The following is an 11371-nucleotide window of genomic DNA, read 5'->3' on the forward strand; positions in this document are numbered from 1 at the left end:
AAGACATGAAGAGGCTGGCGGTTCTCGACGTAGGTGGCTCCGCGATCAAGTACTGCACCATATGCGGTACGGATATCGAGGGTAAGGGGCAGGTGCCCACTCCCGACGGGGAAAGCCACGACCCCGAGGCATTCCTCGAGACCATCGAGGGCATCCTTGAGCGCATGGGAGACGTCGAGGGTCTGGCCCTCTCCATGCCCGGGGAGATCGATGCGCGCCAGAAGTACATTCGGACGGGCGGGGCGCTGCTCTACAACTACGGCGTCGACGTGACGGAGTGGGAGAGGCGCTTTGGCCTCACGATCGAAGTCGAGAACGACGCGCGCTGCTCGGCGATTGCCGAGCTCTCTCGTGGCAACCTGCGGGGCGTCGACTGCGGCGTGGTGCTCGCGTTCGGGACGGGAATCGGTGGCGGGGTTATCGCCGGCGGCAAGGTCCTGCGGGGGGCGCACCTCTTTGCCGGTGAGGCATCGAAGGTCCTCACCTCCTGGCCCGAGGACCCCAGGGACCCCATCACAAGTGATCAGCTCTGGTCGTCTGCCTGCTCGACGAAGTCCCTATGCGAGCGCGTTGCCCAAGCGAAGGGGATCGACGGCTGCGACGGGCGGCAGCTCTTCGGCTGGCTCGAGGGCGGGGACGAGGCCGTCGCCAGCGTGTTCAATCGGGTGTGCGACGAGATTGCCCTGCAGATTCACAACATCCAGTGCTGGCTCGACCCCGAGCGTGTCTGCCTCGGCGGCGGCATCAGCCAGAACCCGCTCTTCGTGGAGGGTGTGAGAGACGCGCACCGACGCTTCAACGCCTCGTTCGACAACGCCTTCCCCGAGACGGACATCGTGGCGTGCCGCTTCTTCAACGACGCCAACCTCATCGGCGCCTACGAGCACTTCCTCGCCATGGAGCAGTCGCGCTGACGCGCGTGAGCCAAAAGGGGTCTGTCCCCTTTTGGCTCACGCGCAGCGACCGCAATCGGAGCAGCCGTTGCAGATGAGACGCTGCCCGCACGTCTCGCAGCGCTCGCGAAAGCGAGGCTGGTAGAGCTCCTCGGAGGGAATCGGCAGGCCGAGCGCGTCGCGCAGGCGCCACTCGATCGGCCGGCCGACAATGCTCACGCCGGACCTGAACGCCTGCTCGGACTGGAGCCGGTGGTCGCGCAGGCGATAGGTCCGCCCGTCCTTCACGAAGATCGTGCCCGTCTCGGTGAACGCGAACGTCACGTCGTGCTCGCGGCACTGTGCCGCGAGCAGACGCACCCAGTCGAAGTCGCACGGACGGGCGCCCTCGTAGTTCTCGCCGCCGCAAATGACCTGCTCGATGCCGCACCCGCGCACGCCGTCCCCGCCGCGCTCGCCGAGTTCCAGGTACGTCTCTATGTCCACCCGCCCGATGAGCGGGGCGCACATGATGCCCTTGTGGCGCGCCGGCGTGGCAAGCAGGATCGCGATTCGCTCATCGGCACGGCGCTGGTTCTCGCAGGTGACGTTGAGCATGACGTTGTCCCAGCCCTCGCCCCAGTCGTCCGGGAGGCACGCGGCAAAGCGCTCCGGGCGCTTGGCGAGCAACCAGAAGCGCACGTCGGGACGCTGGCGCATGACGTCCCAGGCCTCGTCGCGCCAGGCGTCCGCCTCCTCCACGAGGAAGTCCGAGGTCATGCACACGCGAATGAGCTCGCCGGGGCGCACCTTGAACGAGCCGTCGCGCGATCGGGACAGCGGGTAGCGGAAGGTCGCCTTGTTGCGCCGCACGACGGAGCCGTCCAGCCCGCGCCAGCGGTCCATCGTGAACATGTAGCAGTTGGTGCAGCCCTCGCTCGCCTTGCGGCACCCGTGCCACGGGTTCCAGATGTCGTGCACGCCTCGCACCCCCTACAGGAACGCACGTTCCTAGGGTAGCACGAGGGCCCTCCGCCGGCCGCTACACAACGCAGCGGATGGCCTTGCCCCGAACCTGATAGCTCGGCCTGACGCCCGCGAGCCACGGGCCCTTGGGCAGGCGCTTCACCACGACCTTGCGCGGGCGCGCGGCGAGCGCGGCGCCGAGCAGCCCGGCCTCGTCGTCGCGGCGACGCAGCTCCAGGCCCGCCCGCGCGGCGAACTCGCGGGCCGCCTCGTCTATCGAGAAGCCCATCGCGCCCCCCCTCCTGCGCACATTATACGGACGACATGTCTCCCTGCTCCATCTTAGATGCCCGTTTACGATGGTTTATCCCACCGTTTGCCTAGCAAATTTGCCATTTACCGATTTTTTCTCCCCTTTTTGGATACAAGGACTTCATCTTCCCCACAAGCGCCTGCGGCCCCGCCGCCGACAAGAAGGGAGCGGCCCTATGTGTACGGGCATCCGCTTCAACGACAAGAACGGCGCCATGTACTTTGGACGGAACCTGGACTGGACCCAGGGCTACGGGGAGCAGGTGGTTGTGACGCCCCCGGCGACGAGGGTCCCCGCAGCCTTTGAGCGCCCCGGGGATCTTGCGAGCGGCCACGCCGTGATGGGCATGGGCATCGTCGTGGCGGGCATTCCGCTCTACTTTGACTGCGGCAACGATGCCGGCCTGGCGGTCGCGGGCCTCAACTTCCCGCAGAGCGCGCACTACGCCCCCGACGCCGTGGACGGCACCACCAACGTCGCCGCCTATGAGTTTCCCTACTGGGTCACGCGGAACTTCTCGACGCTCGAGGAGCTGCGGGCGGCGCTGCCGCACGTGACCGTGGTGGCCAAGCCCGTGAACGAGCAGCTGCCGGTGGCCAACCTCCACTGGCTCGTCGGCGACGCCACCGGCAGCCTGGTGGTCGAGTGCATGGCCGACGGCCTGCGCGTCTGGGGGGACGACGTCGACGTGCTCACCAACGAGCCCGACTTTGGCTGGCACCGTCAGAACCTGCGCAACTACCTCATGCTCAACGACGGCCTGCCCGCGTCCGCCAGCTGGGACCGCGCCGAGCTCAGGCCGTTTGGCTCGGGCGTGGGCGTCCAGGGTCTGCCCGGCGATTATGGCGGCCCGGCGCGCTTTGTGCGGGCGGCGTTCGTGAACGCGCACTACCCCGTTCAGGACGGCGAGAAGGCCAACGTGACGCGTCTCTTCCGCACGCTCGGCGCGGCCGCGGTACCCGACGGCGTGGCCAAGATGGGCAACGGCGCCTACGAGAAGACCCTCTACACCAGCTGCTTCTCCGCCAGTACGCTGACCTACTACCACGCCACCTACGACGACCCCGCCATCCGCGCCTACCCGCTCTCCGCCTGCGACCTCACCGGCACCGCGCCGTTCGTCGCAACCGCCGCCTAGGCGTCCGTGAGGCCCCATACCCCATCTGCCAAGTCCCGGGCCTCGCGCCCGGGCGAAGGGAGCGCTCATGACGCGCACGACCCCTGCACCCTCATCCGCCCGTGCGGCGGCGGCATCGCCCGCGGCCGCGCCGGCGCCTGGCACGCGCGAGAAGTTCCTCGTGCTGCCCATCGTCATTCTCATCCTTGCCCAAATGGGCGCCACCGGCGACAACGGGGCGCTCTCGCTCGCCGCGACGGCCCTGACGGCCGACCTCGGGGCGACCACCTCTGACATCCAGCTCGCCAACATGATCTACCCGCTGGTGGGCGGCTCGTTCATGATCGCGGGCGGCCTCGCCGGCACCCTCATCGGCTGGCGAAAGACCTTCCGCATCGGCGCGTCGCTCGCGGCCGTGGGCGAGGTCGCGCTGGCGCTCTCCCCCAACATGACGGTCTTCATCTGGGTTGGCCGCGTGCTCGTGGGACTGGGGGCGAGCTTCCTCATCCCGTCCCTTCTCGGCATCATCCCCTTCATCTACCACGGCTCCAACCGCACCGTCGCCTTTGGCTGCATCGGCGCCGCGTCCGGCCTCTCGGCCGTGCTTCCGCTCGTCCTGGGCGTCGTCATGCAGACGGCGGGGATGCGCGTCACCTTCTTTGTGCTCGCCGCCTATTTCGTCGGCGTGGCCGCCCTCTCGCTGGGCCTGTCCAAGATCGAGCAGCCGCACGAGAAGTCCCACTTCGACGCCATTGGCGTGGCGCTCGCGGCGTCGGGCTTCTTCTTCGTGCTCATCGGCCTCTCGAGCATCTCGACGTGGGGCCTCATCGAGCCGCTGCGCACCGCCCCATTCACCCTCTTCGGCATCTCGCCGGCGCTTCCGCTCGTTGCGCTGGGCATCGTGGTCCTCGCCCTGCTCGTGGTGGTGGAAGGCAAGGAGGAGAGGCGCTACGGCCTGGTGGTGCTCCCGCGCTCGTTCATCACCACCCCACAGGTGCTCGCCGGCCTCGTGGCCAACGCGCTCATGTTCTTCTTCATGGGCGCCCAGTCCATTCTCATGGCTCCCTACCTGCAGCTCGTTGCCAACTGGACGCCCATTGAGGTCGGGACCATCTCCATCGCGACTGGCGTCCCCACCTTCGCGCTGGCGCTCGGCATCCCCAAGCTCTTTCCCAGGGCCAACCCGCGCCACGTGATTCAGCTGGGCTACGTGGCCATGGCGGCGGCGTTGGGCATCATGGCCTTCTCGGTGACCCTGGATGGCGCGAGCCGCGTGGGCGTCTACCTGGGCGCGTTCATGGCCGGCGTTGGCGCGGGAACCGTCTCGTCCCACGCGAGCAACGTGGTCGCCCTCGCGGTGAGCGACCGCGACGCCTCGCAGTCCGGCGGCATCCAGAGCACCATGCGCAACGTGGGCCAGGCCCTGGGCGTGGCCCTGCTCGGCGCGGTGCTCATCTTTGGCATCAGCTCCACCTTGCGCAACGAGATGGCCGCCGACTCCTCCATCTCGTCCGACGTGGCGCAACAGGTCTCCGAGCTCACCATCAACCTCAACAGCAACACGGCCTTTGAGGACGAGATCGCCGACATCAAGATGAGCGACGCCGAGCGCACCACGCTGGTGGGCCTGGAGGCCCAGGCACGCTTTGACTCGACGCGCCTCGCCTACGGCGTGGGTGCCGTCATCGTGCTGCTGGGGCTTCTCACCACCCCGGCAATCAAGACGCTCCACAAGGAGAATCCGGCACCCGGAGCGGCTTCCAACGGTAAGTGCCCGAGAGGTCGCAGAGCCCAGGGCAATCGCAAGTGAGTGACCCAAAGCGGCCAAGGCGGGCCCAGCGCCCCCTACGGATGCCTCGGAGCGTTCGTAGGGGGCGCGATTACGTCATAGCGCACGGCCTTCCCCGCAATCGAATGGCTGGGCCTCGCCCCGGCGAGCCACGGGCCCTTGGGCGGGCGCTTGATCACGACCTTGCGCGGACGGGCGGCAAGCGCCGCGTCGAGCAGCGCGCGCTCGTCCTCGCAGGGGCGCTCCAGATGGTGCAGAAGCTGGAACTTCTTCTTCACGGCCGCGCTCTTGGTGCGCTCCGGAAACATCGGGTCAAGAAACACCACGTCAGGTGCCTTATCCATCGCACGCAGAAAGGCTGCGCCGTCGCCCTCCACGAGCTCCATACGCGAGACGGTGCCCGCGAGCCGGGAATCGCCTGCCGCACGCGCGAGCGAGTCGCGCAGCAGCGCCGCGATCACCGGGTCCCTCTCGCACATCGTGACCGTGAAGCCCGCCGCCGCCAGAAGCAGCGAGTCCTCCCCCAGGCCCGCCGTGGCGTCCACGACCGTTGGCCTCTCGACGCCGCGCACCCGAGCCGCACGCACGAGCAGCTCCCGCCCCAGGCGGTCCGGGCGCAGCCGCGGCAGCAGACGCGAGAGATCGGCCCGCAGCTCCATGCCATCGCCGATGAGCGCCAGGCCCTCCGGGCCCTCCCGCAGCTCAAGCCCCGCCGCGGCGGCGACCTCTGTCGCATGCGTCAACTTCCTCGCCTCCCTCCGCACGGGCGTCGGATTGTTCTAGGATGGCACGCGGCTTGGGCAAAGTCGAGCATGGGAGGGCTCATGGACCAGGGACAGGCAGCGGGGAGGGCCAAGGTGCCCGTGCGGCTGGGACTCACCGTCATCTGCGCGGGCGGCTTCATGGACGCGTACTCGTATCTGCTGCACGAGCACGTCTTTGCCACCGGCCAGACGGGAAACGTCGCGCTGCTGGGGATGCGCCTCGCTGCGGGCGACCTGCCCGGCGTGGGCCACTATCTCGTGCCCATCGTCTCCTTTGTAGTGGGCATCGTGCTCTCCAAGCACATCCTCGCGAGCGTCCACGGCGGCGAGCGCCATCCGATGATGCGCTGGGTCGCCCTCTTTGAGGCGGCGGCGTTCCTGATCATCGCGCTGCTGCCGTCCTCTGCCCCAGACCTCCTGGTCAACAGCTTCATATCCTTCTGCGCCGCGCTCTCGTACGAGAACTTCCGGCTCTTTGGCACGCGCTCGGCCTACTCAAGCGTCTTCTGCACCGGCAACCTGCGCTCCCTAGGCGAGACCCTCTACGACGGCCTGATGGGCGGCGACCGTCACGAGCTGCACCGATCCGCCCGCTACGCCGCCCTCGTGGCCTCGTTCTGCGCGGGCGCCGTGGCGTGCAGCCTGCTCGTCGGCGTCGCGGGCAAGTTTGCCTGCCTGGCGATAAGCGCGCTCTTCCTGCTCTCCACGCGCTTCATCGCAGACCCAGCGGGGACTCCGGAGGCCTAGCCGTGCGCACCCCCTCACTCCTCATGCATCCTCCGCCCCCTTTGGCCCGACGCTCCGCCGCTACCCGCCAAACACCTGATAGCTCAGCGAGATGAGCACCGGCACGAGCGTCGAGCAGATGACCCCGTTGAGAACCGACAGGACGACGCTCTCCTCATCGGTGTACTTCATCATCATGGGGAGGGTGGTGTCCTCGCTCGTGGCTCCGGCGGCCGCTACGCAGGCGGCGGGGCTCAGGTGGCGCGCGAGCAGCGGGATGCAGAAGAACGAGAGCATCTCGCGCATGAGGTTGCTGAGAAACGCCACGCCGCCGTACATCCCGCCCGAGAGCGCGCCGATGGTGACGCCGCCGAGGCTGTACCAGCCCATGCAGCCCGCGATGGAGATGCTCTCGGCGAGCGAGTAGCCCGTGACGAGCGCGCAGGCCACCCCGCCCGCGACCGAGCCTATGGTCACGCCTAGGGGGATGACGAGCGCCCTGACGTTGTACTGGCAGATCTTGCGCGCGATCCCGCGCTGCATGCCGATGCTCATCCCAACCGAGATCATCAGCAGGTTGAGGATGAGGTCACTCGACGAGAGCAGCGCGTCCACAGCGGGGAGCTCCCCGCCAAAGAGTCCGCAGGCAACGCCGGCAAGCAGGGCGACCAGGGCCAGAAGGACCACGCTACCTCCCCTTGCCCACGCCAAGCGCGCGACGGGCGAGCAGGTGGACCAGCGCGACGGAGGCCGCCATGGGAATGAGGCAGAACAGGGCGCCGTCAAGCCCGATGGAGCCGAGGTCGCCGAAAAGGTCGTCGTTCCGCCCGATGGAGACGCCCATCGTGAAGATGAGCAGGACCGTGAGCGCGGCCTGCACGCGGCTGTTGCCGCGCACCCACCACGGCGGAAGCAGGAACCTCCCGATCAGCGCGCCAGCGCACATCAGCACTACCGTCAGCATGCTTCCCCTCTCTTCCGGGCGCCCTCAGAGGTGTAGCCGCTCGCGGCCGCGAGCGGAAGGGCTTGGCCGCAAGAGGCTCGCCGGCGCCCTACTTCCCCTGGACCATCGTGAGCGAGATCCTGCCGCGGTCGCGATCGACCTTCTCGACCCAGACCCTCACCGTGTCCCCCACGCTCACCACGTCGCTCGGGTGCTTGACAAAGCGCCTGGCCAGCTTGGAGATATGCACGAGCCCGTCCTGGTGGACGCCCACGTCCACAAAGGCGCCGAAGTCAACCACGTTGCGCACGGTGCCCGTGAGCTCCATGCCGGGCTCCAGGTCGTCGATCGAGAGCGCCGCGCGGCTAAAGACGGGCTCCGGAGCGTCGTCGCGCGGGTCGCGACCGGGCTTCTTGAGCTCGGCGACGATGTCGATGAGGGTGAGCATACCGCAGCCCAGCTCGCTCGCGAGCGCGCCCACGCCGCCCACGCGGCGCTCGATGTCGGGCACGCCGCCGCGCGTGAGCTCGTCGGCCGTGACGCCGGCCCGGCACAGCACCTCCGACGCCACCGCGTAGCTCTCGGGGTGCACCGCCGTTGCGTCCAGCGGGTTTACGCCGCCAGCGATGCGCAGGAAGCCCGCACACTGCTCAAAGGCCTTGGGCCCGAGCTTGGGAACGTCCTTGAGCTGTCGGCGGTCGGTGAAGGCGCCGCGCTCCTCTCGATAGGACACGATGTTCTTGGCCACCGCGGACGTGATGCCCGAGACGTAGCCCAGAAGGCTCGCGCTCGCGGTGTTCACGTCCACGCCCACGCGGTTGACCACGTCCTCCACCACGTTGCCGAGGGCTCGGGCGAGCTCCGTCTGGTCGAGGTCGTGCTGGTATTGGCCCACGCCGATGGACTGCGGCGGAATCTTCACCAGCTCGGCGAGCGGGTCCTGCAGGCGGCGCCCCAGGCTCATGGCGCCGCGCGTGGTGACGTCGAGGTCCGGGTACTCCTGGCTGGCCAGCTCGCTCGCCGAGTACACCGAGGCGCCCGCCTCGTTGACGATCGTGTAGCGCAGCTCCGGCGCGGACTCGGCGATGAACTCGGAGACGACCTCCTCGGTCTCGCGGCTGGCCGTGCCGTTGCCGATGACGATGGTGTTAATCGCGTACTTCTCGGCCAGGCGCGCCAGCGTGCGCTTGGTGCCCGCGACATCATGACGGGGCTTGGTGGGATAGACCACCCCGTGGTCGAGCAGCTTGCCCGTCTCGTCCAGCACCGCCACCTTGCAGCCGGTGCGATAGCCCGGGTCGAGCGCGATGATGCGGGCGCCGCGCACCGGGCGAGCGGAGAGCAGTCCCTCGAGGTTCTTGGCAAAGACCTTGATGGCGTCCGTCTGGGCGCGCACGGTGAGCTTTGCGCGGACCTCTCGCTCGAGCGAGGGCGCCATCAGGCGCTTGTAGCCGTCAGCGATGGCGGCCTCAAAGACCGGCGCAAAGACGCCCTGGCGGCGCGGCCAGCGCCCGGCCAGGCGCGCCACCGCGGCCGCCTCGTCCACCCGGACGCGCACGCGGAGCTTCTCCTCGCGCTCGCCGCGGTCGATGGCGAGCACGCGGTGGTTGGGTATCTTGGAGACGGGCTCAGAGAAGTCGTAGTACGGCTCGTAGGGGGTCTTCTCGTCGGCGTTCACCGCCGCGGAGACGACGTCCGCCGTTGCCTCCGTGAAGGCGCGCAGGTCGGCCACGTTCTCGGCGTCCTCCGCCACGACCTCCGCCACGATGTCGGCCGCACCGGCGAGCGCCTTCTCCGGCGTGTCAAAGCCCGCCTCGGCGGCCTCCGGCGTCACAAAGCGGGCCGCCTCGTCGAGCGCGGAGCCCTTGGTGGCCACCTGCATGAAGATCATGTTGGCAAGCGGCTCCAGGCCGGCCTCGCGCGCCTTCTGCGCACGCGTCATGCGCTTCTTGCGATAGGGCTTGTAGAGGTCCTCCACGCGCTGGAGCTGCGTGGCCGCGCGAATCTCCGCCTCGAGCTCGGGCGTGAGCTTGCCCTGGGCGTTGATGAGAACGAGCACGTCCTCCTTGCGCTGCTCGAGGTTGCGCAGGTAGGCAAGGCGCTCGTCGAGCGCGCGCAGGGCGACGTCGTCCATCCCGCCCGTGGCCTCCTTGCGGTAGCGCGCGATGAAGGGGATGGTGTTCCCCTCGTCGATGAGCTTGACTGCGGCTTCGACGGCTTCCGGCCTGAGGTTGAGCTCACTTGCGAGCGTGGCGATAAGGTCCATGTGTCTGTGGCTCCAAACGGTTGCGTGCAAGAGCCACCTAGCATAGCGGTCGGACGTTCTTCTCGCCCGTCAAACCTCATAGGTGGTACGACTTTTCACGACTTTCCGTTATTCTCGCAAACCATTTCTTTATGAGAGAAACACTACCTGTGAGGTTTTGAAGAGACGCGGGCGAGAAGAACTTGTAGACGTCCCGGAACAGGTGGCGCTGAATTCTGACGAGCACAGCAAAGGTTCCGACCTCAAAGGCTCCGAGAAAGCCCGTATCGTACATCTGCCGTAAGGGGCTGAGATTCTATAACCGCAATCTAAGCCCAACGTCCCCAGCGCCCTCAGCAAATTGAGCGCTATGATTCATGCAGCACAACTGGCGGCGGTGTTCGAAGGGACCATCTATGGACCGGAACGAACTTGCATTTGTGGCCATCGTTTCCCTCGTCGCGCTCGCTGTCCTCATTTTTGTTGCCTATCGAATCCTGCGAAACCCCTTCCGCTATCCGAATTACACGCACACGTTTGATGTCTCCAGAAAAAGGAATGTCGATATTGCCGACTACGTCGACCGGTTCCTGTGCAACCGCGCCAACTGGCAGGAGGTAAAGTGGCACGCAACCCAGATTGAGCGGTGGAAAACGGAGCAGGAGCAGTACCTACAAACGTGCGCCCTCAAAGGGCGGCGCACAAGACAATACCGAGAAGCCCTTGACGATGAGAGAGCGTTTCGCTTCATAACCGTAAGAGACCAGACGCGTTACAGGCAGCGCAACTATGTCAAAACGTCCTATAAGGTGTCTGTCGCTGATTCTGAGCTGGACGTGAGCTGGGGATGGCTCGTGGACCGCCACGAACGTCTTGCCAGAATTGGCTTTGAGGCCACCCTGAAGGAATATCACAGCAAAAGCCAGCGCAAACTGATGACCAAGGCGCTTCGAAAGCAAATCATGGAGCGCGATCACTACACCTGCCAAATCTGCGGAAAGTATATGCCGGATGAAGTCGGCCTGCAGATTGATCACATCATTCCCGTCGCAAAGGGAGGCAAGACCGTGCCTTCAAATTTGAGGGTCCTCTGCAACAGATGCAATGGTCGCAAGGGCGCCCGATAGCCAGGAGCCAAGGGATTGGCTGCACTTTTTTATTCACTGCAGGCTATCAGCATCTGCCGCCTTATGCCCAGCAGGGGCCGATCGGATTTTTTCTCGCTGGGACATGCGTTTGGGAGAGCCTCGGGAGAGCGGCGGTCCCGGCCATCCCCATGCTGTCCTCTGCCGTCACGCGAAAGAATCATGCTCTCTCATGCATAGGCAAATCCAGGCTAAACATTCCGTTCCTCTTTGCGTCACAAAGTCCACTTCGGCGCGACGCCCCGAGACCAGCTGAGACGCGTTGTGACGCGACCTCGATGGCCTTTCCTCCAGATTGCCGCGCTCACCGGCGACAGCCGCCCGCCCGTTGCGGTAACGCGCGATGAAGGGGATGGTGTTCCCCTCGTCGATGAGCTTGACTGCGGCTTCGACGGCTTCCGGCCTGAGGTTGAGCTCACTTGCGAGCGTGGCGATAAGGTCCATGTGTCTGTGGCTCCAAACGGTTGCGTGCAAGAGCCACCTAGCATAGC

The 11371-nt window shown here is 66.6% G+C and carries 12 protein-coding genes; 5 read left to right on the forward strand and 7 right to left on the reverse strand.

Going from position 1 to position 11371, the window contains the following annotated elements:
* Positions 1–5: 5 nt before the first annotated feature.
* A complete protein-coding gene (locus tag H6A07_RS02985) occupies positions 6–914 on the forward strand; it encodes an ROK family protein (RefSeq protein WP_204813323.1) in 909 nt (302 codons plus the stop codon).
* Between the two features lie 36 nt (positions 915–950).
* Here the strand turns inward: H6A07_RS02985 and H6A07_RS02990 are convergent, their stop codons facing one another.
* Positions 951–1853, reverse strand: coding sequence for a DUF5131 family protein (locus H6A07_RS02990; RefSeq protein WP_204813325.1), 903 nt, complete (start codon positions 1851–1853; stop codon positions 951–953).
* A gap of 61 nt (positions 1854–1914) precedes the next feature.
* Positions 1915–2127, reverse strand: a complete 213-nt coding sequence (locus H6A07_RS02995) for a hypothetical protein (protein WP_204813327.1) — start codon at positions 2125–2127, stop codon at positions 1915–1917.
* Between the two features lie 199 nt (positions 2128–2326).
* On the opposite strand from H6A07_RS02995, the gene bsh reads away from it, so the two are divergent.
* Both bsh and H6A07_RS03005 read left to right on the forward strand, forming a co-directional pair.
* Positions 2327–3289 (forward strand): choloylglycine hydrolase, encoded by a 963-nt coding sequence (gene bsh, locus H6A07_RS03000; protein WP_204813336.1) that lies wholly within the window; start codon positions 2327–2329, stop codon positions 3287–3289.
* A 67-nt stretch (positions 3290–3356) separates the two neighbouring features.
* A complete protein-coding gene (locus H6A07_RS03005) occupies positions 3357–5078 on the forward strand; it encodes an MFS transporter (RefSeq protein WP_239471009.1) in 1722 nt (573 codons plus the stop codon).
* Between the two features lie 35 nt (positions 5079–5113).
* Here the strand turns inward: H6A07_RS03005 and H6A07_RS03010 are convergent, their stop codons facing one another.
* A complete protein-coding gene (locus tag H6A07_RS03010) occupies positions 5114–5800 on the reverse strand; it encodes a class I SAM-dependent methyltransferase (RefSeq protein ID WP_239471010.1) in 687 nt (228 codons plus the stop codon).
* 81 nt (positions 5801–5881) lie between these two features.
* Here H6A07_RS03010 and H6A07_RS03015 point away from each other — a divergent pair, with 81 nt between their 5' ends.
* Positions 5882–6568 carry a YoaK family protein gene (locus tag H6A07_RS03015; RefSeq protein WP_204813338.1) on the forward strand — a complete coding sequence of 229 codons (687 nt, stop codon included), beginning with the start codon at positions 5882–5884 and terminating at the stop codon, positions 6566–6568.
* A gap of 60 nt (positions 6569–6628) precedes the next feature.
* Here the strand turns inward: H6A07_RS03015 and H6A07_RS03020 are convergent, their stop codons facing one another.
* The 3 genes from H6A07_RS03020 to H6A07_RS03030 all read right to left on the reverse strand — a co-directional run bounded on the left by H6A07_RS03020 (position 6629) and on the right by H6A07_RS03030 (position 9756).
* Positions 6629–7234, reverse strand: a complete 606-nt coding sequence (locus H6A07_RS03020) for a LysO family transporter (RefSeq protein ID WP_204813340.1) — start codon at positions 7232–7234, stop codon at positions 6629–6631.
* Between the two features lies 1 nt (position 7235).
* On the reverse strand, positions 7236–7511 hold the full coding sequence (locus tag H6A07_RS03025; RefSeq protein ID WP_204813342.1) for a LysO family transporter: 276 nt from the start codon (positions 7509–7511) through the stop codon (positions 7236–7238).
* 88 nt (positions 7512–7599) lie between these two features.
* Positions 7600–9756, reverse strand: a complete 2157-nt coding sequence (locus H6A07_RS03030) for a Tex family protein (protein WP_204813344.1) — start codon at positions 9754–9756, stop codon at positions 7600–7602.
* A 395-nt stretch (positions 9757–10151) separates the two neighbouring features.
* On the opposite strand from H6A07_RS03030, the gene H6A07_RS03035 reads away from it, so the two are divergent.
* Positions 10152–10862, forward strand: coding sequence for an HNH endonuclease (locus H6A07_RS03035; RefSeq protein ID WP_204813347.1), 711 nt, complete (start codon positions 10152–10154; stop codon positions 10860–10862).
* A 165-nt stretch (positions 10863–11027) separates the two neighbouring features.
* On the opposite strand, the gene H6A07_RS03040 is transcribed toward H6A07_RS03035, so the two are convergent.
* Positions 11028–11371, reverse strand: a 344-nt coding sequence (locus tag H6A07_RS03040; RefSeq protein WP_204813349.1) for a Tex-like N-terminal domain-containing protein, incomplete at its 5' end; no start/stop codon positions are given.

It is taken from the genome of Olsenella uli, from assembly GCF_016899935.1.
Lineage (GTDB): Bacteria > Actinomycetota > Coriobacteriia > Coriobacteriales > Atopobiaceae > Thermophilibacter > Thermophilibacter uli_B.